The sequence below is a fragment of the Saccharothrix sp. CCNWYY140 genome (genome assembly GCF_037401995.1).
Lineage (GTDB): Bacteria > Actinomycetota > Actinomycetes > Mycobacteriales > Pseudonocardiaceae > Actinosynnema.
Genome location: NZ_JBBEGC010000048.1, coordinates 13,757 through 36,600, shown reverse-complemented (window position 1 = coordinate 36,600; position 22,844 = coordinate 13,757). Strand labels below are relative to the sequence as shown.

18 protein-coding genes and 1 tRNA gene are annotated in these 22,844 nt (G+C 70.3%); 8 read left to right on the top strand and 11 right to left on the bottom strand.

From position 1 onward, the window contains the following. Positions 1-19: 19 nt before the first annotated feature. The 7 genes from WBN91_RS21455 to WBN91_RS21425 are packed head-to-tail and all read right to left on the bottom strand — an operon-like array spanning position 20 to position 8,998. Entirely contained in the window at positions 20-1,222 is a 1,203-nt protein-coding gene (locus tag WBN91_RS21455; protein ID WP_337725829.1) for an OmpA family protein, read from the bottom strand. Then, positions 1,219-2,088, bottom strand: coding sequence for a hypothetical protein (locus WBN91_RS21450; RefSeq protein WP_337725830.1), 870 nt, complete (start codon positions 2,086-2,088; stop codon positions 1,219-1,221). Before WBN91_RS21450 ends, WBN91_RS21455 begins: the two co-directional genes overlap by 4 nt. Beyond that, positions 2,085-2,522: a hypothetical protein gene (locus WBN91_RS21445; RefSeq protein WP_337725831.1), complete on the bottom strand. Its 438-nt coding sequence runs from the start codon at positions 2,520-2,522 to the stop codon at positions 2,085-2,087. Before WBN91_RS21445 ends, WBN91_RS21450 begins: the two co-directional genes overlap by 4 nt. Beyond that, entirely contained in the window at positions 2,519-3,448 is a 930-nt protein-coding gene (locus tag WBN91_RS21440; protein WP_337725832.1) for a hypothetical protein, read from the bottom strand. Before WBN91_RS21440 ends, WBN91_RS21445 begins: the two co-directional genes overlap by 4 nt. After that, the gene (locus WBN91_RS21435) at positions 3,445-4,218 is read right to left on the bottom strand and encodes a hypothetical protein (RefSeq protein WP_337725833.1); all 774 of its coding nucleotides are present in this window, start codon (positions 4,216-4,218) and stop codon (positions 3,445-3,447) included. The genes WBN91_RS21440 and WBN91_RS21435 overlap by 4 nt, the downstream gene beginning before the upstream one ends. Before the next feature lie 54 nt (positions 4,219-4,272). After that, positions 4,273-8,019, bottom strand: coding sequence for a CHAT domain-containing protein (locus tag WBN91_RS21430; RefSeq protein ID WP_337725834.1), 3,747 nt, complete (start codon positions 8,017-8,019; stop codon positions 4,273-4,275). Next, positions 8,012-8,998, bottom strand: a complete 987-nt coding sequence (locus WBN91_RS21425; protein WP_337725835.1) for a hypothetical protein — start codon at positions 8,996-8,998, stop codon at positions 8,012-8,014. The genes WBN91_RS21430 and WBN91_RS21425 overlap by 8 nt, the downstream gene beginning before the upstream one ends. A gap of 78 nt (positions 8,999-9,076) precedes the next feature. On the opposite strand from WBN91_RS21425, the gene WBN91_RS21420 reads away from it, so the two are divergent. Then, on the top strand, positions 9,077-11,080 hold the full coding sequence (locus WBN91_RS21420; RefSeq protein WP_337725836.1) for a hypothetical protein: 2,004 nt from the start codon (positions 9,077-9,079) through the stop codon (positions 11,078-11,080). 279 nt (positions 11,081-11,359) lie between these two features. On the opposite strand, the gene WBN91_RS21415 is transcribed toward WBN91_RS21420, so the two are convergent. Further along, entirely contained in the window at positions 11,360-12,022 is a 663-nt protein-coding gene (locus tag WBN91_RS21415) for a DUF4097 family beta strand repeat-containing protein (protein ID WP_337725837.1), read from the bottom strand. 210 nt (positions 12,023-12,232) lie between these two features. Between WBN91_RS21415 and WBN91_RS21410 the strand changes: the two genes are divergently transcribed. From WBN91_RS21410 to WBN91_RS21390, 5 genes are all read left to right on the top strand, one after another. Next, positions 12,233-12,958, top strand: a complete 726-nt coding sequence (locus WBN91_RS21410; RefSeq protein WP_337725838.1) for a GbsR/MarR family transcriptional regulator — start codon at positions 12,233-12,235, stop codon at positions 12,956-12,958. 277 nt (positions 12,959-13,235) lie between these two features. Then, a complete protein-coding gene (locus WBN91_RS21405; protein WP_337725839.1) occupies positions 13,236-14,330 on the top strand; it encodes a ricin-type beta-trefoil lectin domain protein in 1,095 nt (364 codons plus the stop codon). A gap of 316 nt (positions 14,331-14,646) precedes the next feature. Beyond that, positions 14,647-15,693, top strand: a complete 1,047-nt coding sequence (locus tag WBN91_RS21400; protein ID WP_337725840.1) for a ScyD/ScyE family protein — start codon at positions 14,647-14,649, stop codon at positions 15,691-15,693. A 1,092-nt stretch (positions 15,694-16,785) separates the two neighbouring features. Continuing rightward, positions 16,786-19,023, top strand: a complete 2,238-nt coding sequence (locus WBN91_RS21395; protein ID WP_337725841.1) for a hypothetical protein — start codon at positions 16,786-16,788, stop codon at positions 19,021-19,023. A 29-nt stretch (positions 19,024-19,052) separates the two neighbouring features. Then, positions 19,053-19,553, top strand: a complete 501-nt coding sequence (locus tag WBN91_RS21390) for an HD domain-containing protein (RefSeq protein ID WP_337725842.1) — start codon at positions 19,053-19,055, stop codon at positions 19,551-19,553. A 55-nt stretch (positions 19,554-19,608) separates the two neighbouring features. Here the strand turns inward: WBN91_RS21390 and WBN91_RS21385 are convergent, their stop codons facing one another. The 3 genes from WBN91_RS21385 to WBN91_RS21375 form a co-directional block, all read right to left on the bottom strand. Beyond that, a complete protein-coding gene (locus WBN91_RS21385; RefSeq protein ID WP_337725843.1) occupies positions 19,609-20,079 on the bottom strand; it encodes an NUDIX hydrolase in 471 nt (156 codons plus the stop codon). Between the two features lie 12 nt (positions 20,080-20,091). Beyond that, positions 20,092-20,790 (bottom strand): DUF5919 domain-containing protein, encoded by a 699-nt coding sequence (locus tag WBN91_RS21380; protein WP_337725844.1) that lies wholly within the window; start codon positions 20,788-20,790, stop codon positions 20,092-20,094. Positions 20,791-20,843: 53 nt separating this feature from the next. Further along, a tRNA-Arg gene (locus WBN91_RS21375) sits at positions 20,844-20,916 on the bottom strand. A gap of 412 nt (positions 20,917-21,328) precedes the next feature. Here WBN91_RS21375 and WBN91_RS21370 point away from each other — a divergent pair. Next, complete coding sequence (locus tag WBN91_RS21370; RefSeq protein ID WP_337725862.1) at positions 21,329-22,051, top strand: hypothetical protein; 723 nt, start codon at positions 21,329-21,331, stop codon at positions 22,049-22,051. Positions 22,052-22,070: 19 nt separating this feature from the next. Beyond that, complete coding sequence (locus WBN91_RS21365; RefSeq protein WP_337725845.1) at positions 22,071-22,838, top strand: FkbM family methyltransferase; 768 nt, start codon at positions 22,071-22,073, stop codon at positions 22,836-22,838. Positions 22,839-22,844 lie beyond the last annotated feature (6 nt).

The following is a 22,844-nucleotide window of genomic DNA, read 5'->3' as shown; positions in this document are numbered from 1 at the left end:
ACGATCGTTCCGGGTTTGATCACTGCGGGCACGACAGTTCCACCACCACGGACCGGTTGCGGGCCGCCGCCGCCGGGATCAGCACCCCGTCCGGGCCGAGGTCGTTCTCGTGGTACGGCCCGCTGTTGCCGTCGCCGCGGGTCGCGATCCGGTCGGCGGGCACCCCCAGTCGCACCAGGATCGCCTTCACCGCCTCCGCCCGCCGCGTCGACAGCTCGACGTGCCCGGCCGCCGGTCCGCCACCGGCGGTGTTGCCGACCAGCGTCACCCGCTGCGCCCCGCTCGAGACCACACCGGCCAGCGACTGGAGGGTCCGGTCGGCGGCGGACGGGTCGCGCAGGTCCGCCGTGTCCGGCACGAACCCCACGGAACCGCTGTCCTCCAGCTTGGTCGTCCCGCACGGCACCGGCTTCGGCTCCTCGGGCAGGTTCACCACGGTCACCGGCACGGTCGTCGGGAAGGCATCGCGCCGCGACGGGATCCCCAGCTCGCCCGCGCAGGTCGCGCCCGCCTTGACGACCACCTCGCGCCACAGCTTCCCGACCCGCCCGCGCAGGTCCTCGTTGAGCGCCGGCTGCGGGTCGGCGGTCCCGCCGAGCCCGACCAGCAGCACCGACCGACCGGTCAACGCCGGCAGCAGCCGCTGGGCGGCCAGGAACGCGGCCACCTCGCCGGGGTTCGCGCCCCACATGCCCTCCTCGCGGAAGGACACCGCGCCCGCCGTCGCCAGCCCCGAGTCGACCAGGACGACCGTCCCGCCCTCCGGCGTCACCCGCGCCGCCTCGGCCAGCGCGCCGAGCACGTCGGCCTCCGCCTGCTTGGGCTCCAACTGCTCGACGAACGCCTTGACCTTGCCGACCAGCTCCGCGACCTGCTTCTCGCGCTGGGTCTCGTTCTTGCCGGTGATCCGGACGTCCGCGGCGAGCGCCACGGTCGGCTGCCCGTCCACCCGGACCACCTGCACCTTCCGCTCGCCGCGCGCGGCGGTCTCCACCAGGCCCTCGACCTCGACGGGCAACGTCGGCCGCGGACTGCCCATGCGCGCGCCGACGACGAGCGTCAACGCCTGCCCGGCGTCGACCGGGCACCCCGCGGGCAACGGGGGCGGGGGCGGCGGTTCGGAGGTGCACGCGGTCAGCGCCGCCAGGGCCAGGACCAAGCACCCGACGAGGGCGTGACGGAGTGCACGGGGGAGCGCGTGGCGGGTTGGGTTGTGGGTCATCGTGGGTCCTCTCCCTCGGTCGGCCCCGGCACCTGGCCCGGTCCCTCGCTTGCCCCCGGCACCTGGTCCGGTCCCGGGTCGTGGCCCGGTCCCGGCAACCGGGGCGGGCCGACCTTCTCCAGCAGTGCCAACCTGGTCTCGTGCTTCAACCGGTCCGCCGCCGCCCGGCAGCGCACCTCCAGCGCGGCCCAGTCGGCGTCGCGCTGCCGCCGGGCCCGGTCGATGGCCTCGCCCAGTTCGGTGGCCGCGGCGAGCTTGGACTGGAGTCGGGCCTGCTCGGCCGCCGCCTTCGAACGCCGGGACAGCGCGCGGGCGTACTGGCGGGCGGCGGGGTTGTGCCGCAGGTAGCCGGCGACGCCCGACACCAGCCCGGTGGCCACGTACAGGGACAGGAACAGCAGCGCCGACAGGCGCCGCTCCTGCGCGTCGGCGTCGCCACCGGTGTCGGTCTCCTGCCCCTCGATGACGATGGGGATCGAGGAGCCGACGTCGGTGCCCACGTAGTTCCACCGGAACACGAACGCCGCCGCGCCCAGCGCCAGCCACCCCACCAGGCACAGCAGGGCGGCCGTGCGCGCGCCGACGACGTGCCGGGTGGCGACGCCCTGCCTGGCCTGCTGGCCGACCGTGTGCGACAGGGCCAGGCACACCACGGTGAACCCGACGACCATGACCCAGAGGAACAGCTCCTCCTCGTCCACGGCCGCCATCAGCACCTGGTGGAAGGTCACCACGTCCACGCCGGCGGCGGCGAGCAGGACGAAGTAGTACAGCCCGGCGGTCCACGGGGGACCGACGATCTGCGACGGGTCGCCGTGGATCACCGGCCTGCGCCGGACCACGCCCGGGGTTCGCGGTGCGGTCATCGGTTGCCCCCTCTGCGCTGCTTGCGGGGTTCGGGCTCGTAGTAGGGCGCGTCGGGGTCGCTGACCCGCTCGAGCGCGTGCGACACCGCGCCCTCCAGGTCGTCCAGCACGCCGGTCTGGTCCTCGTGGTGCACCTGGTACAGCTCGCGGACCTCGGTGACGCGGACGGCGAGCAGGTCCAGCTCGGCGGCCAGGGTCTCGTGGTGCACCTTGGCCTTGGCCAGCCAGTCGGCCACGTGGGTGTCCACAAAGGACTCCAGGATGCGGCCGGCCTGCCACGCCGTGGTCGGGGTGATCCGGTCGAGCATCTCGTCGAGCCGGGCGCGCACGGCGGCGAGGTCGAGGTCCGGGTCGGGGGTGGCGCGCAGGTGCGGCAGGCGGGCGCGGACCCGGCGCAGGGCGAGGGACGCCCGCAGCATCGGCAACGACTTCATGCGGTGCCCTCGACTTCCTCGGCGTGATCGGTGCGGTTCCCATCGCCCGCCCGGTCGGCGCGGTCCACCCGGTCGGCTGGATCCACCCGGTCGGCGGAATCCGTCCGGTCGGCGTCGTCCACGTGCCCGGTGCGGTCCATCCGGCCTGTGCGGCGCCGGCGGCGGTCCAGGCGCGGCGTCGTCTCCAGCCGCTGGGCCACGCGGTGCGACTCGAACGGTCCGCGCCCCAGGTCGGCGGGGTCGGCGTCGGGCGGTGTGGTCACCCACGACGGCAGCTCCTGGGTCGCGAACCGCAGCAACGGCGCCAGGTACGTGCCCTCGGGGTGCACCAGCACGACGTGCTCCCAGTACGCGGCGACCCGGACGGCGCAGTGCGCGCCCTCCCACCGCGCCCGGTTCCGGGCCAGGACGAACTCGGTGCGGATCTGCTCCTTGACCGCCTCGATCCGGGCGGCGAGGGCGTTGAGCGCGGCGAACTGGGCGGCCTCCTCGCCGCGGGCCGCCGCGATGCGCCGGTTGCGCATCTCGTCGCGCCGGCTCAGCAGCACGGCCCGGTTCTCCGGCAGCAGCTCGGCGTGGTTGCGGGGGCGCAGTTCGGCTTCGTCCAGCTCGGCCTCGGCGCGGGCCACGGCGGCGGTGCCGCGCTCCAGCCCGACCGCGGCGGCGGCCAGTTCCGAGCGGAGCCGGGCCAGCGTCGCGCGGTCGCCTGCGGTGCGCGCCTCGAAGCGCACCAGCTCGGTCTCCATGCGCCGCAAGGACTGCCGGATCAGGCTCTCGGGGTGCGGCGCGGTGATCACGCGCTCGTCGTCGGCCATCGCCACGAGGTCGCTGTACGCGGGGTGCCGCCGCCGGCCGTCGCGCCGCCCGCGCCACCGGTCCGCCAGCCGCTCGCGCCGCCGGTAGACGAGCTCCTCGTCGTCGCTCACGACCCCTCCTCGGCTCCGGTGACCAGGTGACCGCCCCGGTGCGCCGCGACCGCCGCCCGGTGCCGCAACGCCAGCCGCGCCAGGGCGTTGACCTGCGCGCGCAGGGCGGGCGCGTCGGCCTGGCCGGGCACGCCGTCCTCGGGCACCGGCAGCTCCACGCGGGTCAGCGCGTGCAGAGCGGCGAGCACGTCACCCGCGTCGGCGAGGTCGCCGGCGGCCCGCACCTGCTCGTCGGCCTGCTCGAACGCGATCCGCAGCCGGTCCCGGCACTCGCGGTCCTCGTCCAGCCGGTCGGCCTGCGCCAGCACGAGCCGGGCGCGCGCGATGCGGCGCTGAGCCGTCCCGCGCACCCGCGCGCACAGGTCGGCCGGCTCGGGGTGGTCGGCGACGCGCGGCACCCGGTCGGCCACGTGCCACGCGCTGTCGTCGGGCCGCTTGTCCTTGCGCCCCAACGGGTGCGGGGCGGTCGCGGCTTCGGCGGACACCAGCAGCTCCGCGTCCCCCGGCCGGTTGACCAGCCGGTCGACGTCCGCGTCCTCCGCACGCCCGAGCACCTCTGCGCCCTGGTCCTGGCGCACGAGCACGTCGACGACGTCCCGGGCGAGCCGGCACAACCGCGTCGGCCGGTCCTGCGCGCACATCCGGGCCACGGCGTCGCGCACCAGCGCCGCGTGCTCGCGCCTGCGCCGGGCCGCGACCGGCCACGTGCCCGCGGTGACGAGCAGCGCGACGGCCAGCGCCGCCGCGAGCACCCACAGCACGTCGTCCACCACACCCCCGTTTGACGGACGGCTGCCCGCCTCTGTCCTCTGTGGACGCACGAGTCAACGCCCGAAGTGCGCGAGCGCGGCCCAGTGCTCGATCTCCGCCGGGTCGGTCGGGACCATGTCGCGCAGGTGCGGCGGCAGGGTCGACCGGTCGAAGGCCGGGTCCAGCACCCGCAGCTGCGCGGTGCGCAGGGCGGTGCCGGGGGAGTCCTTCCAGTGCTGGTGCACCAGGTGCACGAGGTGCGCGGTCGGGGCGGGCCACCGGGTCGCCAGCACGGACCGGGCGCCCAGCGCGAGGAACGCGGCGGGCAGGGTCCGGGCGTCGTCGTGGGACCCGTCGGTGGAGGTGTGGCCGGTCAGCGTGACCAGGTCGGCGTCGAGCGGCCCCAGGTCCAGCGGCGCGCCGGCGTGCAGCGTGACGCGGGACCGGTGCGGCGCGTCGACGTCCGACACCGCCCGGCACCCCAGGTGCAGCACCGACACCCCGTCCGCCAGCGCCGCGCGCACCTGCTCCGGCGTGCCGGCGCCGTCCTCGGCCACCCGCCACGGCCGGGGCGGCTGCCCGTGGCCGCCGAGGAACCGCCCGTCCGGGTAGAAGGTGTCCCGCAGCTCTTCCGCCGCCACGGCCGCCGCAGCGTCGTCCCGGTTGGGGTTGCCCACGAACACCGCCGCACCCACGGCAGGAGCCCTCCCCGCCGCGAGACCCAGTACCCGCCCGGACGGGGCCAACGCCACGTCGACGTCCTCGACCAGGTACCGCCGCCGCCCGTCCACCTCGCGCCACGCCGCCGGCCACGGCACCAGCCCCAACGGCCCCACCGGCACGAGCACCAGCCGCCCACCACCGGCCGCCGCCACCAACTCCGCACCCGCCGCCCGCCACGCCCACGCGCACACATCGGTCAGCGAGGCCCGCCACGCGCGCACGGTCGTGGGTGTGGGGGTGGCGTACCGGGCGTCCCGGGTCGCCGCGAACCGGGCCAGCGGCGTGGTCGTCAAGTCCGGCAACGGGATCACCCGCACTGGCCCGTCGGCCGGCACCACCACCGCCATGCCGCCGTGCGCCTCACGTTCGGGCACCAGGTAGGCCAACACATCGACCCCCGCCGCCCGCAACCCCGTCCGCACCTCGTCCGGCCCGGTCACGACGGCGTCACCCCACCCGACCTCCGCCGCCCGCCGCGCTTCCAGCACGCGCACCAGGTCATCGGTAGCACCGTCGTCCAGACACCAGGCAGTCACGTTGTCCCCAACCACGCCCACCGCCCCGCCACCACCCGCCGCGCCACCCTCGCCCGCCGCACCACCGCTGCCCGCCGCGCGACCACCAGCCGCGCCACCCTCGGCCGCCCCGCTACCGCCGCCTGCCGCGCCACCACCGGCCGCCCCGCCACTGCCGGCCCCCTCGGCCCCGCCAGCCCCCGCGCCACCGCCAGCCGCTCCGCCGCCCGCCGCGCCATTGCCGCCCGCTGCGCTACTGCCGCCCGCCGCGCTACTGCCTGCCGCCGCGCCGCCGCCTGCCGCCGCGCCGCCGCCGGCCGCCCCGCCGCCGCCGGCCTCCTCGGCCCCGCCGGCCCCCTCGGCCCCGCCGGCCGCCGCGACCAGGGCCGTCAGCACCGCCGCCCGGCTCGCCTCCCGGTCGCCGGGCCGGTCCCGCAGCCGCAGCCGCGACCCCAGGTCGACCGCCGCGTCCACCCCGCCGCCGTCCCGCCACGCGGCCTCCAGGGCGGCGATCTCCGCGTCCAGCTCGGCCGGGTCGGTCGGCACCACCGCGGACAGCCGGGCCCGGGTCATCCCGCGCACCATCCGCGCCGCGAACTCCATCGGCGCCCCCGACCGCACCCCGGCGGCGGCCCGTTCCACCGCCTGGTACGCCCACAGCGCCCGCCGCGGGTCCCCGTCCGCCACCGCCGCCCGCCACTCGCCGGCGGTCCCGAACAGGCGGGCCACGTCGCCGTCGTCGGAGTCGCCGAGCCGCGGCGGCGAGCCGTCGAAGCTGCCCGGCGGGCCGGCCATCCGGGACAGTTGGGTCACCACCTGCTCCATGACGTCCCGCTGCTCGGACGGCGGCAGCGCGTCCACCCGCCACACCAGCGCGGTGAAGTCCCCGATCAGCGCCCGCGGGTCCTGCCCGGCCGCCGCCCGCTCGTAGACCGCGCGCAGATAAGCGGTCATCGCCTGCTCGGCCTCGGCTTCCGGCGACAACGGGGCGTCCGGGGCGTCCGGGGCGGACGGGGTGGACGGGGCCGGTCCGGACAGCAGCGCCCGCACCAGCCCGTCCATGTCCCCCTCGAGACCGCCGCCGGTCTCGCCGACGAACGCCCGCCGCATGATGTCCACCAGGCTCGACAGGGCGTTCACGACATCGTGGTCCACCGCCGGCACGGTCGCCTTGACCTCGGTCAACAGGTCGATCTGCGCCTGCACGGCCGCCCGCAGCGCGGTGGGGTCGCCGACCGGGAGGAACTCGGCCATCCACTGCACCCGCAGCACCACCGACCGCACCGCCAGCCGTGCCCTGGCCCGCGGGTCCACCCCGGGCGCGGTGCGCACGGCGGTGTCGGCGTCGGCGAGCATGGCGCGGGCGTCGAAGCGGTTCAGCACGGCCCCGACGCCGAACCGGCCCGCCGCCGCCTCGATCGCCTCCAGCCGCCGGGTCCGCACGTCCAGCGCGTCGTCCGGGTTGGGCTCGGGGTGGGCGAGGGCGCGCGTGCACCACTCGACCGCGTCCCACAGGTGGTGCGGGCCGTCCAGCGCGACCAGGAATTCGTGCGCCTCGGCGATCGCACTGGCCGCCAGCCAGTCCTCTTCGACGGTCTTCAGGACGTCGATCCCGCCGCGGATGTCGTCGGCGTCGCCGGTGACGCCACCGCGGAAGCACAGCAGGAAGCCGTACTGGCGGGCGTGCCGGTCCTCCAGCCCGACCTCGGCGTCCAGCGCGGTGTACTCGGCGATGGCCTCGTCGCGGTCGGCGTCGTCGCGGTCGGGGGAGTTCCAGAAGCGGGCGGCCACCAGGGCGGCGACGGCGACCCGGGCCTCGGGCGCGCGCTCGGGGTCGTCGGCCAGCAGCGACCGCGCCTCCCGGGCCGCCGCGAGGGCCGCCTCCAGCGCTTCCAGGGATTCCGTGAGCAGGAAACGCTCTTCGTGGACGGCGACGAGCGCCTCCAACGCCTCGACGCGCGCTTCCTCGTCCGGTTCGAGGTCGGGAAAGACGGCGGCCATGCCGTCGATCACGTGGTCGAGGTCGGCGGGGTCGAGGGTGCGCGGGTAGGCCCAGCGGTGGGCGTGCGCGCGTTGGAGCAGGAAGTCGATCCGGTCCGGGCCGGCGGGGTCCAACCCGTCCAGGACGTCGGTCAGCCGCCGCGCGGCGTCGGCGTCCAGGTCCTCGTCCCGGGAGGCGACGGCCAGCCTGGTCGCGGTCAGGGCGGCGAGTTCGGCGGCGGCCGGGTCGGCGAACTCGCCGGTGGTCCGCCGGGCGACGGCGGTCAGGTGGGCGATGGCCGCGTCGAGGTGGGCGGTGGAGTCGGTTTCCTCGGCCAGGAAGGACAACGCGTCGCCGGCGCGGTACCGCCAGCGGTCCGCTTCTTCGTGCTCGGGGACGCGGGCGAGGGCGAAGTCCAGCAGGAGCACGCCGAGTTCCACGGCCTCCGGCGTCGCGGCGACATCCTCGACGAACTGGTCCAGGTAGTCCGCGCCGACCGTGCCCGCCTCGACGGGGTCCACGCGCTCGGGCGCGACCTCGATGGCGCCGGCCAGGTACAGCGCCCGGTCGTGCAAGGCCTCGTCCACCGGGGGCTCAGCCACGACGACCTCCCGCGACGACGACCTCACGGGCCTTGACCAGCACGTCGTCCAGCCGGTCCGGGTCGGCCAGCAGGGCGGCGGCCCGGTCGCGCGGCAGCAGGCCCCGCTCGGCCAGGGCGCGCACGGCGGTGCGGACGGTCCGGGGCTGGTCGGCGGGGGCGACGGCGGCGACCCGGTCCACGACCGTCGCCACGACGGCGGTGTCCGGGTCGGGCTCTGCTTCGGTGACGGCGTCGAACGCGCGGGACGCGCCCGGGTCGGCCACGGTGCTCCAGGCGGCGTCGTCGGACAGCACGCGGGTGTCCGGGCGGCGGCCCAACGGCCGTTCGATGTAAGCGTCGTACCAGGTCACGTACTCCGGGGCGGTCCGGGTGCCGACGTTGACCCGGGTCCCGGCGCTGCACACCTGCTTGACGGTGCGCAGCATGGTGGGCATGCGTTCGAGGTAGTACGGCACCGGCTCGCCGAACTCGGCGGCACAGCGCTCGGCGAGTCTGCGCAGGAGGTAGGCCTGGCCCGGTAAGGGCGCGGAGTACCCGGCCTCGTCGGCCAGGTGGCCCAACACCGCGCGGTGCTCTTCATCCGGTAAAGCACGGCCGAACCTGTTCTGCCGGACCTGCTTGGGCTTGACCTGCGCGCCCCGCTCGGCGCGGTAGCCGCGGAAGACGTCGATGACCCGCTTGCGCACGTGCGACCGCACCGCGCCGGCCAGGTTGGTGCGGTCCGAACCGTGCTCCGTCAGGAACACCGAGACGATGTGCAGCACGTCGGCCACCAGGTCGCGGCACACGCAGTCGCCGGACAGCACGAACCCCGCCGCCGGGGCGGCCTGCCCGAACCGCAGACCCGGCATGGCCAGCCCCAGGTCGCAGCGCGCGACCAGGTGGCTCCGGTGGAGGGCGGCCCTGGACCCGCGCAGTTCGGACAGGGCGGCGAGGACGACTTCGGGGGAGAGGGATGAGCTCTGCCGCAGGCGCATAGGTAGTTTTCTACTCTCACGTAAGATTTTATGTGAGCGGTATATGGAACCGTGACGTGAGGAGAGGTGGAGGGACGGATGGCGTTGCTGCCCGCGGTCGTGCCCCTGGTGGTCGAGAAGCGGTCCGAGCTGGTGCCCGCGCGGCTGGCCCGCAAGGTGGCGCCGCTGTTCGGCGTGCCCTCGGAGCAGAACCCGTTCCGGCCCCTGACCTGGGTGTGCGACTTCACCACCATCACGGCCTCCGAGATCGCCCGCGGCGCGCCGCTGCCCACCCGGGCGGCCCAAGCCCGGCTGCGCGAGCGGGAGCACGACGGCGAGTGGGTCGTGCACGACCGCGCGGTGCTGCCCACCTCCGGCCGGGCGCTGCCCAACGAGATCGTCCCGGCGACGGTCAACCGGTTCGGCCCCGACACCAAGGCCGCCGTCGTGCTGACCGCGACGAACGTCCTGCTCGCCCCGGTCACCGAGGCCATCACCGCGGCCCTGCCGCTGCTGCGCGGGGGCGACGGCGGCGAGCTGCCGACCGTGCAGTGGATCGCGGCGTGGGCGGCCACCGCGGTCGAGGTCTACCGGTCCCAGCCCGCCCTGGTCGTGGCGGCGGTCAAGGCACGCGCGATCCAGCGGGAGTCGCTCAGCGCGCCCCTGTTCCCGTGGGCGGACCGGCTGGCCGGGCGGCCGAAGGCCCGCTGCGAGATCGGCGCGGTCCCGCCGGACCCGCACGACCCGGTGACCCGGCCGCGTGACCTGGACTTCCTCGACGGCGTCGCGGTGGCCCGGCTGAACAGCACCGGCGCGCTGCCGTCGTCGGGTCGCGGCACCGGCCCCGGCGTGGGCGACCGGCTGGTGGAGCTGCTGATCAGCCTCATGGTGGACATGGGCGCCCCGGACAGCGCCGGGTACGTGTGGGTCAGCGAGCGCGAGCCGGGGCAGGCCGTGGTCGAGGCGATGGTCCCGTCGTCGGGCCTGGTGCGGGAGCTGGTGGAGACCTGGGCGCACGGCCCGGGGTCGCTGGCGCGGCCGGACGAGTTCGCCGACGCCCTGGCCGACGCGATCGCCCGCCCGGTCCGGCTGCCCGCGCCCGCCGAGGTCGCCGCGTTGCCGGTGCTCGGGCGTCGGGCGGTGGTGTTGGCGGCGATGGGGATCGTGCGGCAGATGGGGTTGCTCGCCCCGTCGTCGTGGGTGACCGGGCCGGAGTTCGCCGGTCTCCTCGACGGTGTGGAGGCGCTTCTGTCCACTGTGGACCCTGGTGACCCTCTGGTTCCCGAGACCCGCTTGCGCCTTGCCGTGCAACGGGCCGGAGTGGAGCGCCACACCGGACGCGCCGGGGCCGACACCGTCGCGGCGCTGCTGTCGGCGGCCGACGCGTGCCTGGCGTCCGAAGCGCTCGACCGCGGCACCCTCGCCGACATCCTCGCGGTGACGTGCGTGGAGCTGAACATGTTGCGCCCCTTCGCCTCCGCCCCGCTCACCGACGCCCTGCGCCGCTACTGGACGGCCTTCGCGGAGGCGGTCGAGGTGGACCTGTCCACCCCCGACGCGGACCACAGCGCGCTCAGCTTCCAACTGCACAACTACGCCGCCTTCCTGGGCGGCAACAACGACTCCGAGGCCGACCTCCGGGCGTCCCTGCACCTGTTCACCCACTCGGTGATCCCGGGCCGCACCAGGCTGTTCAACCGCGACCGGGACTTCCGACCGCTGGCCCGCAGCCTGTACCTGGCGGCCGACGCCGCCGCGTCCCTGGCGGTCCTGGTGCCCGCGGAGGCCGGGCAGTGGGTGCGCACGGCGCACGACTGGGTCCGGCGGGTCCTGGCCAACCCCGGCTTCGCGCCCGGCCGGCTGCACCCGCGCCTGGACGACTCCCTGTTCGCCCTGCGCGCCGCACCCGTCCTGCTGCTGGCCGTGGAGACCGGCGTGGCCCCGGAACGGGAGTCGGCGCTGTCCACGGCCGACGAGCTGATCCGCCTGGTGGAGCGCTGGCTGAAGGCGACCGCCGACGGCGGGAACTCCTCGTACCACGCCACCGTCACCGCCCTCAGATCACGCCTGACCACCCTGCTCGCCTCCTCGACCGGTCCCTGACGGACACCGCCGCTCCGGGCCGCCATACCGGGGTGGAGGTGATCGGCGATGAACGGTGGCGGCAACGGCGACGACAGCAAGTGAGGCACCCGGTTCCGGCGGGCGCGGGTGGTCCGCGCCCGCCGGACGGTCCCACGACACTGGTCCGGTCCGGCCATGACTCGTGGATCGAATGCTAGAGCGCGGACGTTTCACCCACGCCGCAATTCCGCCAGGTGTATTTCCCTCAGTTTTCACAGCACTTGCCGCATTACTGCGGACGCGGTTTTCCTTTCGCGGTCAGAGGCTGCGGGCGGTGACGTCGCCGTAGGCGGTGGTGGCGCGGATGGTCACCGACGGCGTGCCGGCGTTGGTGAGGGAGTTGTGGATGCGGCCGTAGGCGGTGCCCGCGTCGAGGGAGGCGGAGACCCCAGGAGCGGTGTCGACGGTGATGTCGCCGGCCTGGGTGGTCAGGACGAGGTCGCCGCCGGTGGCTTCGGTGACGCGGATGTCGCCCTTGCCGGTGCTGATCTCGGCGGGACCGGTGAGGCGGCCCAGGGTGACGTCGCCGGCGTGGGTGGTGACGTGGACGCTCGCGGCTTCGTCGAGCTTGATGTCGCCCTGCGAGCCGTCGAAGACGACCGCGCCCAGGCGTCCCACGCCGCGCAGGTCGGCGGCGGCGGCCTTGGCCTCGACGCGGGACCCGGCGGGCAGGCCCACGGTGATCTCGACGTAGCCGGAGGGGCCGAGCAGCTGGTTCTTGGCCGTGGTGGTGATGTGCAGGACGCCGTCGTGGTACTCGACGGTGGTCTGCTCGGCGGCCTTGACGTCCCGGCTCTTGCCGGCGTCCACGGGCCGGACCTCGACGGTGGTGTCGGCGCGGTCGGCGGCGATGAACCGGAGGTGGCCGGCGGGGACGTCCAGGACGGCGGTGACGGGGGCGGTGGTGTCGAACTTCTGCATCGTTCTCAGCTCCTGCGGTGTGGTGTTCTCGGTGTTTCCGACACTGCAAAAGCTACGTTGCGTTCGCAGGTTCGAGCAACGAGCTTGTTGCTTGTTTTTGCTATTGTAGCTGGTCACAGCTTCGAGATCATTGCAATGGTCCTGCTGGCTAACGCAACACGCGCCTTGCTGTCGTTGCAATGAGATGTAGATGAACGCTATGGTCGGGGCATGCCCGGAGGCAGACTCACCCAGCAGGACCGCCGGCAGATCGCGTTGGGCCTCGCCGAAGGGCTGGCCTACGCCGAGATCGCCCGGAACCTCGACCGACCCACGTCCACGATCACCCGCGAGGTGATGCGCAACGGCGGACCCACCGCCTACCGCGCGGACCTCGCCCACCACGCCACCGAACGCCGCGCCCGCCGCCGCAGGCAAGCCGCGCCGCGCGGACCGCAGGCGGCGCCACCGGCCCACGGGCGTGACCCGGAGGCGGTGCGGGAGTACGAGGACCTGCTCACCGCGGTCCTCATCCAGAGCGGCACGCCCAAGATGATGGCGCGGGTCATGACGTGCCTCTACACGACCGACCAGGGCAGTCTCACCGCTGGGGAGTTGGTGCAGCGCTTGAACGTCAGCCCGGCGTCGATCTCCAAGGCGATCGCGTTCCTGGAGGAACAGGGCCTGGTCCGCCGCGAGCGCGACGACCGCCGCCGCGAGCGTTACGTCGTGGACGACGACGTCTGGTACCAGTCCATGATGGCCAGTGCGAGGGGTACCACCGCCCTGGCGGAGACGGCACGCCAGGGCGTCGGCGTCCTCGGTGCCACGACCCCGGCCGGTGCCCGCCTGGAGAACATCGCGCGGTTCGTGGACTTCGTCTCGGAGAGCATCGTCCGAGCCGCCGAACAAGCCCGCGCCATCCTCCACGCGAAACCGGACACCGGCTCCGAGTAGGCCGTGGTGGACGCGGGCGCGGGGCGGGCCGTCGTGGTAGCCACCCCGCGCCCGCAAATCAGTGGGGCGACGAGGCTGTGAACGCTAACACCACCGAGTCGCAGCCACAAGACCGGCAACCCCTATCAAGACAACGGGTCAAACCTACTGCTGCGTAACGCAAAACCAGGTTTACCTTCACCGGTCAACAACCGTCTCAAGTGGATCAATCACTTGACACACCACAGCCTCCACCCCGCCAATGTGAGCGCTAACGAAACTTCGAGTGGAGGCCATGATGCAGGCAAGGTCACGGCGGCTCATCGCCTGCGCCGCCGCGGTGCTCGCCACCGCACTGCTGCCCACCGCGCCCACAGCGGTCGCGGAATCCAACGGCGGCACCCGGGTGATGCCCCTGGGCGACTCGATCACCGAGGGGACGCAGGTGCCGGGCGGGTACCGCATCGGGCTGTGGCAGCGGTTGGGGTCCGGGAACTACCGCGTGGACCTGGTCGGCTCCCAGTTCAACGGCCCCGACTCACTGGGCGACCACGACCACGAGGGCCACCCGGGTTGGCGCATCGACCAGATCGACGCGAACGTCGTCAGCTGGCTCGGGAACACCTCCCCGCGCACCGTGCTCCTGCACATCGGCACCAACGACGTCCTCCAGGACTTCAACATGGCCAACGCTCCCGCTCGCCTGTCCGCGCTGGTCGACAAGATCACCGCGACCGTGCCGAACGCCGACGTCTTCGTCGCCACCATCATCCCGCTGACGAACGAATCGCAGGAGTCCCGCGCCCGCGGCTTCAACGCCACGATTCCCGGCATGGTGCAGAGCAAGGTCAACGCCGGCAAGCGCGTGCACCTGGTCGACATGCACTCAGCGCTCACCACAGCCGACCTGATCGACGGCGTCCACCCCACCGCCACCGGCTACGACAAGATGGCCGCGAAGTGGTACGAGGCCCTCCGATCGGTGTCCGGCACCATCGGCACCCCGACCACGGCGAGGCAGATCGTAGGCGTGCAATCGGGCCGCTGTGTCGATGTCCCGGGAGCCACCACCACCAACGGCACCCAGGTCCAGCTGTGGGACTGCCACGGCGGCTCCAACCAGTCCTGGACCTACACGTCGAGCAAGCAGCTGGTCGTGTACGGCAACAAGTGCCTGGACGCCTACGGCTGGGGCACCAGCAACGGCACGCAGGCGGCGATCTGGGACTGCACCGGCGGCGCGAACCAACAGTGGAACGTCAACTCCAACGGCACCATCACCAGCGCCTTGTCCGGCCTGTGCCTCGACGCGAACGGCTCAGGCACCGCCAACGGCACCAAGCTCGTCCTGTGGTCCTGCTCCGGCACCGCCAACCAACAGTGGAGGTCCTAACTCCGCCCTCCCTCCCGTCCCCCATCGGGTGAAAAGACCTGATCATCCCCCGGCCACGGTCGTGCTCGCAGCCACGCGGCAGAGCACGACCGTGGCCGCCGTCATTCGGCGACCGAACACGTGGTGGTGACCCACAGTGTCGTCGTACCGACAGCTACCCCCGACAGCGTTGCCGCGCTTCGCGTGGGCGAGCGGCATCCGCACAAGCGGATTAGCGTCATCAATCCTTCCAGTCCACAAAGGATTGATGATCTCGGGAGGAGTGGTGATGGGCCGAGGAGTGGTGACGGGTCCCCGAACCCGAATACTCGTGGTGGTGGGCGCGGTCGTCGCCGCGGTGCTCACCCCGGCGACCGCCCATGCCGGCGGCTGGACCGTCGTAGCGGAAGGCTTGGACAACCCCCGCGGCCTGGACGTCGCCCCAGATGGCAGCCTGTACGTGGCCGAGGCCGGCCGCGGCGGCGCAGGCCCGTGCTTCCCCAGTCCGGAGGGCGGCAACGCGTGCTTCGGCACCTCCGGCGCAATCACCCGAGTAAACCCCCACGACAAAACCGCCGTGCGGGTGCTCACAGGACTCCCGTCGATCGCCGCCCCTGATGGTTCCTCCGCCATCGGCCCTTCAGACGTGGCATTCCGCCCCGGCAAGCGCGGCTACGTGTTCACCGTAGGCTTGGGCGCCGACCCAGCCCTGCGCGAAAGCCTCCCCGACGTAGGCCGCGACGCCACCGGCCGCCTACTGACCAGCCACGACGGCAGCTGGAAAACAATAGCCGACATCGCCGGCCACGAGGCAGCCACCAACCCAGACCAGGGCCACGTAGACAGCAACCCCAACTCCGTCTACGCCCTCAAGGGGAGCATGATCGTGGTCGACGCAGGCGGAAACTCACTGCTACGAGTATCCCCAAATGGCCACGTCTCAACCCTCGCAGTCTTCCCCAGCCGCACAATCAACGGCGCAGAAGTCCAGTCGGTCCCCACATCGGTAGTCCGAGGCCCAGACGGCGCCTACTACGTAGGCGAACTAACCGGCTTCCCCTTCCCCCAAGGCCAAGCCCGCGTACACCGCGTCCTACCCTCCGGCCACAGTGAGGTCTTCGCAGAAGGCTTCACCAACATCATCGACGTGGCCTTCGACAACAAAGGCAGGCTCCACGTCCTAGAAATCGCCCACAACGGCCTAACCTCCGGCAACCCCACCGGCGCCCTAATCCGCGTAGAACACACGGGCCTCCAACACATAGTCGCCCTAGACGGCCTAACCATGCCCGGCGGCCTAACCTTCGACGGCAACAAGGCCTACATAACCAACTGCGGCGTCTGCCCCTCCGGAGGCCACGTAGTCCAACTCCACCACCACTAACCCACCCCTCACCACTCAGCCCACCCCACCCGCCGAGCAGTCAACCCGCTAAAACCGGCCGGGCCCGAGCTCTCCACCAACACAGAGCCCAGGCCCGGCCACACCAAGCCCCACCCGACCAGCCCACCCCCCGGCCGTTCGGGGCGCCGAACCGGTAACGCTCAACGGTCAGTTGCGCGTCCCTCGACGAAGTAGCTCACCCAGGGGCTGGAGGTCCGCGTGACCATCCGATCGTCCCAACCGGCAAGCCGCAGGACTCTTCGGCCTCCTGGTAGCCGTCACTGTAAGGAGTCCGTAGATGGCGGCAGACGAGGGCAGATCCCGGCCGATGGCGACTGTCGGAAAAGATCAAGCCCCGAGCGCGTTGCCGCAGCTCAGGGCTTGATTCACCCGGCGAAAGGTGAGTGCCCCCGGCAGGATTCGAACCTGCGACACACGGTGTAGGAAGGCTCGTGGGGCACACGGTGTCCCGTACCCCGTGACCTGCACCTAAGCCCCGCCCCAGCCTCCGCCGTCGCCACTCCGTTTCGCGCTGGCTTCGCGCTTCGCGCCGGGCTCCGTCCGCCTGGTGCTCAAAGCCGATCCGCCTCTTCGCCGGCAAGACGGCGAAGCCGTCGCGGCAGCCGATCGCCGCGCCCAGCCCACGCTAGCCGGGTAACCGCGCGATCGTCCCAACCGGCAAGCCTCCGAAGTCCTCGGCCTCCAGCTCGCCGTCACACTGCGCGCCGCCTCCGGTCCACGTGCACCGACTCCGCGCACGGCCGACGGGCGGAGCGAAGCGGGAGCCCGGCGTGCCGTGATGCGGGGAGTCGGTGCCAACGCGGGGACCGCCCGGCCGCGCGCTGCCGCAGGCGGCGAGCCTTGATCCCGTAGAGCCAAATTCGGCAAGTCGGCCATACATGCCGTGATCTTGTCAACCCTGTGTAACCACTATGTTGTTAAGCGACGCCGAAGCTCGCAGAACTATCACTCTTATGGCCTAGCGGTGTAACGCAGTGCTACCGATCATGGATTCGACCTGAAAGAGTGAATGTCGTCGGAGGTGCCCGCCCGTGCGGGGCGTGCAACATGGTGGTCGTGAGGGAGCCTGAGATGATCAGTTCCGAGCGGTTCGCGTTCGCGCTCAAGACTCTCGACTCCACGCAGTGGCGACCGTTCGAACGCCTGGCTTCCGTCTTTCTTGCCGACGAATTTCCTAATCTACGCCCCGTTAGCGGCTTGTCTGGAGACGGTGGCGCAGACGCGCTGCTCTTCGAAGTGGAAGACGATCCGACTACGCTTGTTCAATACTCGGTCCGCCTGGACTTCGCGGCGAAGATTACTGAAACCTGCAAGCGCTTGAAGGAAACATTCCCTGACGTTCGAGTCCTGATATATGTTACTAATCAGCCGATCGATTCGAAGTCTGTAGAGTTGCGGCGAACTGCACGAGCGAAGTTTGGCATACATCTCGACCCCAGAGGGCTGGATTGGCTCGTCAATGTGCGGAATTCCAGCACGGCGACTATGGCTGAAGCCGAGGAGTTGGCCAAGCTCGTCGTCGAGCCGATACTTTCGGACTCCAACCTAATGCGGCGGCAGGCTCAAGCGCTTGATGATCTCGAAGTGAAGGCGGCATTCGTTTACCTTGGCCTTCAGTGGGCCGATGACACGCGAGAGAAAGGCCTAACGAAAGTCTGCTTCGAAGCAATCGTACGGTCGGTTCTTCGTGACACGACAAGTGACAAGAGGATGGCACGGTCCCGAGTTTACGAGCTTGTCGGCCAGCTTCTGCCGGGTCATCATGAGCGGAGCCTGCGTGAACAGGTTGACGGAGCGCTTAAGAGGCTCGAAAAGAAGTACATCCGGCACTGGCGGCAGGTCGATGAGTTTTGCCTAACATGGGACGAACGCGTCCGATTGGCAAACAGGCTTACAGACCTCGAAGTGCAAGACGATGTCTTGCGGAAGCATTTGCGCGATTCACTTTGCACATCTGCCTCAGAAGCCGAGGTAATTCTGGATCAGGGTCAAATGGAGGTTTTGGTCGACGAATGCAGGTCGATGGTAGAGAAGATCTTGCTGAATCGTGGCGAGGCATTTGCCGTTGCGGTATCTCGAGACCAAGGAACGGATGTCAGGCCCGCTGATATCGAGGCGGTTGTCGGCAACGTAGTAACGAAAACGGGAAAACCTCCCGAGTTGCCAGTGCATATTATCGCTGCGACGCTTCAAGCCTTGCTCGTGGCCCCTCCGGATGACGTCCGGTCGTATCTTCGTAGCCTGGCCGATACATATACCCTGTTCGCCTTCATGCGTGAAACACCGGATGTCCAATCGGCGGTTGTAAAAATCTTTTCCGAGGGGGATATTTGGCTCGACACCTCTGTGGTTCTACCACTTCTCGCCGAGGAGCTGCTTGAGCCGCAGGAGCGCTCGCACACGGAGCTCTTTTCTGCCGCTACACAGTGCGGTCTTAGCCTGTATGTCTCGGATGGGGTAATTGAGGAGTTGGCAACCCATGTCAACAGGTGCCGCATGTACCTCCGAGCACTCTCGAAAGAGGGTGCTCATGGCTCACCGCCGTTCCTGTTGAATGCGCACCGTCTGGCAGGCAAGGATGACTCCGAGTTCGAGAGATGGCTGGAAAACTTCTGTGGTAAAGACCCCGAGGCTGACATTGCGGACTACCTGGAGGAAGAGCACGACATCGTAAACGAGTCACTCAAAGACTTCGTGAACCGTGCCAACCTCGAGTTGCGTGCCGCTGTGGCTGAAGTCTGGCACGAGAACAGAGACTACAAAGACAAGATGCGTATCGCGCTCGGCTTGCCCCCGATGGATTCGGCGACTAGAGACCGGCTTATCGGTCACGATGTCGAAAACTACGTCGGCATTATTGTTCGGCGTGAGGAGCGGCGCGAGCGTAGGTCAGCTTTTGGTTATAAAAGTTGGTGGCTAACGCTCGACCGAACCGCTTTCCGTATCAAAGCTCGGATCGCTGACGCCATCGATGGAAAGCCGCCGGCGAATCCTGCGATTAGTCCAGACTTCATGCTCAATTATCTTGCCATTGGCCCAGTTAGAAGCAAACTTTCTAAGGAAAAGGGCGATTCGTTGCCGCTCATGCTTAACATGTCAGTCCTTGACGCTGTTCCTCCCGATCTACTTGCACTTGCTGACGAGCTGCGCAGCGAGTTGGCAGACCTCTCGCCGCGCGTCGTTCGTCGGAAGATTCGGGAAACTCTCGAAGATGCGCGGCTACTACTCGGCCCAACCGGGCGCGGTGGTGAGATGGCCTTGACAAGCGATGTGAAAGCCAGATTGATCGCTATGGCACGGGAGCGATGACTGCTGGATTCGTGAAGTCGGAATGAACTATGAGAGCAAATCTGGCGGTAGATGCGTCCCGAATCAGTAAGCGGCTACTCGCTAGCGTGCCAAAGCGGTTGGCTCATGTTCGAGGCGTCGCCAAGCGGGTCGGATTGGCGACTGGAATCTTCGAAGAAGCAGAACGAGGGCTGTTGACAGCGGCGGCTCTTCTTCACGACGTCGGATATGCGCCGGAGTTGACGAAGACTGGGTTTCATCCGCTTGATGGGGCACGGTACCTCGAGGAACACGGCTTTCCTGAGCGGTTGTGTGCGCTTGTGGCTCATCACTCCTGTGCCTATCGGGAGGCGGAGTTGAGGGGACGCTCGGCTGAGCTGGCGCGGTGGGTGGATGAGGAAACGCCGCTGCGGGACGCGCTGTGGTGGGCGGACATGACCACCGGGCCGGAGGGGGAGACGACCGGGGTTCGTGAGCGGATTGCGGAGATCCAGGCGCGGTATGGGCCGGAAGACTTTATGACGTTCTTCATCCGACAGGCGGAGCCCTAGCTGGTGGCGGCGGTGGAGCGTACGGAGGCTCGGTTGCGAGCGGCTGGGGTTGAGATCAGGTGAAGTAGGGCTCGGCGCGGTTGCTGAGGCCGTGGTCGATGCGCAGGCGGATCGACGGGTGGATGTCTAGGTCGGGTAGGCGGTTGGGCTCTACCCACAGGACTTCCTTGGACTCGTTGCTTGTGCGCAGCTCGCCCCCGGTGGGTTGGGCGCGGAAGCAGATGGAGAACTCCTGGCGGACCTCGCCGTCGTCGTAGGCGATGACGTGGTTGGGGTTGGAGTACAGGCCGACCAGGCTGGTGACCTCTACACGGATGCCGGTTTCCTCTTCGACCTCGCGCACGACGGTTTGGGTGAGGGTTTCGCCTACGTCCTGGCCGCCGCCGGGGATGGCGTACTTGTCGTTGTCGGTGCGGCGGATCATCAGGAGGTGGCCGGTGGGGTCCTGGACGATGGCGCTGACGGCTGCGCGGATGCTGTTGGGCTTCGGGGCGTTCGGGTCGTTGAGGTAGTCGGTCCGGGTCATGGTTCGACCTTGTCAGAAGGTGGCGCGCTTCGCCCCGGCCCAGACGGTCTCCAGGCTCTCGGAGTACGTCTCGAACAGGTCGCCGGCGGACAGGCGGCGTAAGTGTAGGGCTGGGGCGTGGGCGCCGGGGAAGCCGTAGACGTGGGTGTTGACGATCATCTCGTCGTCGAAGCGGAAGACGGAGTTGTAGAGGGTCGTCTTGTGTAGGCGGACCTCGATGCCGGGGACCTCGGCCAGTGGGCGGACGAAGGCCAGGGCGTTGCGGATGCGGGCGGCGACGGTGCCCTTGCCTAGTTGCTCCTCCTCGCTGCGGCGGGCGGTGGGGTCGCCGAAGAGGAGGCGGACGCGGGTGCCGTTCTCGGCCTTGGTGCGTAGCTCCTTGGCGAAGGTCGGGCGTTCGACCAGGAACAGGGCCGCCAGGGACAGGACCTCGATGTGTTCGGTGGCGTCGTTGAGGAGGCGGTCCCAGAGGTCCGCGGGGATGTTGTTGCGGTGGGGGTAGACCTTGACGACCTCGGACTCGGCGATCTCGGCCTTGCGTTCAGTGGCGACAGCGTCGGGCCCTTCGGCAAGGCGTTCCCGGCCGTGCTGGTCATCGACTTGGCGGCGTTGGGGCGGTTGCGGCTCGCACTGGACCAGGCGGCGGCTGAGTCCGTGGATGGTGGCAAACAGGGCAGATTCCAGCCGACGGCGGCTGACGGAAAAGATCAAGCCCCGAGCGCGTTGCCGCAGCTCAGGGCTTGATTCACCCGGCGAAAGGTGAGTGCCCCCGGCAGGATTCGAACCTGCGACACACGGTTTAGGAAACCGATGCTCTATCCCCTGAGCTACGAGGGCGCACGGGGCAGCCTACCCAACCGCCTCGGCGAGGGTCGGAGCCGGCCCCGCCACGCGGCCGTCACCCAGGTGGACATGCGCGTAGGGCGAGTATGCACCGGGGGTGACGGACCTAGGAGGGGTGTGGTGGGCTGTTGGGGGGAAGTGGGGTGGGGTGCCTTCTCCTTGCCGCCCCCGTCGGGTAGGTAGGGGGCATCCTTGGTCGGTTGGCGGGAGTGGCTTGATGAGCGGTAGACCTTGGCCTGACTTCCGGCCTGGGCCCCTCGGGGCCTTTGGGGCTTGGTGGCGGCGGCGGCAGGAGCGGCGGGGGGAGGACTTCACGTTTGTTCCGCCCTCGTCCTCGCATCAGCACGTCTTTGAGACGCCTCTGCCCAGCGCTGTGTACGGGCTCGACTTTCACGCCAAGTTGACCGTGCACTGGCGGCTTGACCTCACCACCGGTGCGCGGCACAACTCGCCGCGTAGCGCCGCGATCAACGACATCGTCAAGCGCGCCAAGAAGATCACCGAGCGGGCCATGTTGGTGCATCACGCCCCTCTCCAGTTCCAGCTCGGGGACGAGCTTGCTGCCGAGCGGCAGGTTGAGGGCACGCACGTGTGGGCGCGGGCCGAAGGTGTGGAGTTGACGGTTGACGACGGTGACCTTGAGTCCGCGCGCAAGCACATTGAGTTGTTGCGCACCACTACCGTCCGCCAAGCCGAGCGGGACGCGGAGCGGGCCGAGATCCGGTACCTGCGGGACGAAGTCCTCACCGACCTGTCCACCGCGACGATCTGGTGGCTGCACCGCAACGGCTACCAGGTCGAGCAGGCCGTGGCCCTCTCCCAGCACCTGAACGAACTCGTCCGCATCGCCGCCCAGCGCCGCGACCAGCACTGGGCCGACACCCTGGTGACCAGCTTCGAAACCGCCCTGCCCCGCCTGTCCGACGGCCACCGCCACGAGCTCAAGCAGCACCTGGCCAAGGCCCTGGGCATCTACGGCGGCACGACGGTGGCCGAGGAGTTCGCCGAGCAGGTCGGACTTCCCTCCTACCACGAGCTCCCGCACAACCACGAGCTGCCGCACAGCCACGAGCTCCCGAGGAACCACGAGCTGCCGCAGAACCACAACGGGGCCAAGCCGCTGCCCTGATTTCTCTATTGTGGGTCCCGTGATCCACAACCTGACCGAGGCGCGCGGAGCGGCGGTGGCGGGTGCGTTGCGTGTGCTCGCCCGTCTCACGCCGTTCGTCGAACCCGAGCTGATCGGCCTGCGCGACGTCGTGCGGCCCGGTGACACCTGCGTCGACATCGGCGCCGCGCTGGGCCTGTACACGGTGTCGTTGTCGCGCCTTGTCGGTCCACAAGGGACAGTGCACAGCATCGAGCCGCTCCTGTTCGCGCACCCCGCGCTCTCCTACGTGCTGCGCCCGCGCGAAGGGCGCAACATCGTGCGGCACTCGGTGGCGCTGGGCACCCGCGAGGGCAAGGACGTGATGAGCGTCCCGGTGCGGCACGGGCTCCCGGTCACCGGGCGGTCGTTCCTCACCGCGGGCGCGGACGGGCTCGGGTCCAACACCGAGTTCGCCGAGCACCTGGAGGTCGTCGTCCGCACGGACACCCTCGACCGGTTCGTCGCGGCGAACGGTATTGAGCGGCTGGATTTCGTCAAGGCGGACGTGGAAGGCGCCGAACTGCGCGTGCTGCAAGGCGGAACCGAGACCATCGAGAGGTTTCGACCAAAACTTCTTCTGGAGATCGAAGAACGGCACTTGGCGCGCTTCGGATACCGCGCGGAGGATGTCGTGGAGTGGCTCGCGGAACGCGGTTACCGCATGTTCGCGTGGCAGCACGGTGAGTGGCGCCAGGTTGAGCGCATCCGCCCTGACCTGCGCAATTACCTGTTCCAGGCCCCGCCGCAGCGCTCGTTCAAAGCCTAGAAAAGG

What these genes read in the sequence shown, in the direction of transcription:
- WBN91_RS21455 (WP_337725829.1), bottom strand. Translation starts at nt 1,222, where the DNA reads ATGACCCACAACCCAACCCGCCACGCGCTCCCCCGTGCACTCCGTCAC.
- WBN91_RS21450 (WP_337725830.1), bottom strand. Translation starts at nt 2,088, where the DNA reads ATGACCGCACCGCGAACCCCGGGCGTGGTCCGGCGCAGGCCGGTGATC.
- WBN91_RS21445 (WP_337725831.1), bottom strand. Translation starts at nt 2,522, where the DNA reads ATGAAGTCGTTGCCGATGCTGCGGGCGTCCCTCGCCCTGCGCCGGGTC.
- WBN91_RS21425 (WP_337725835.1), bottom strand. Translation starts at nt 8,998, where the DNA reads ATGCGCCTGCGGCAGAGCTCATCCCTCTCCCCCGAAGTCGTCCTCGCC.
- WBN91_RS21420 (WP_337725836.1), top strand. Translation starts at nt 9,077, where the DNA reads ATGGCGTTGCTGCCCGCGGTCGTGCCCCTGGTGGTCGAGAAGCGGTCC.
- WBN91_RS21415 (WP_337725837.1), bottom strand. Translation starts at nt 12,022, where the DNA reads ATGCAGAAGTTCGACACCACCGCCCCCGTCACCGCCGTCCTGGACGTC.
- WBN91_RS21410 (WP_337725838.1), top strand. Translation starts at nt 12,233, where the DNA reads ATGCCCGGAGGCAGACTCACCCAGCAGGACCGCCGGCAGATCGCGTTG.
- WBN91_RS21405 (WP_337725839.1), top strand. Translation starts at nt 13,236, where the DNA reads ATGCAGGCAAGGTCACGGCGGCTCATCGCCTGCGCCGCCGCGGTGCTC.
- WBN91_RS21395 (WP_337725841.1), top strand. Translation starts at nt 16,786, where the DNA reads ATGATCAGTTCCGAGCGGTTCGCGTTCGCGCTCAAGACTCTCGACTCC.
- WBN91_RS21390 (WP_337725842.1), top strand. Translation starts at nt 19,053, where the DNA reads ATGAGAGCAAATCTGGCGGTAGATGCGTCCCGAATCAGTAAGCGGCTA.
- WBN91_RS21385 (WP_337725843.1), bottom strand. Translation starts at nt 20,079, where the DNA reads ATGACCCGGACCGACTACCTCAACGACCCGAACGCCCCGAAGCCCAAC.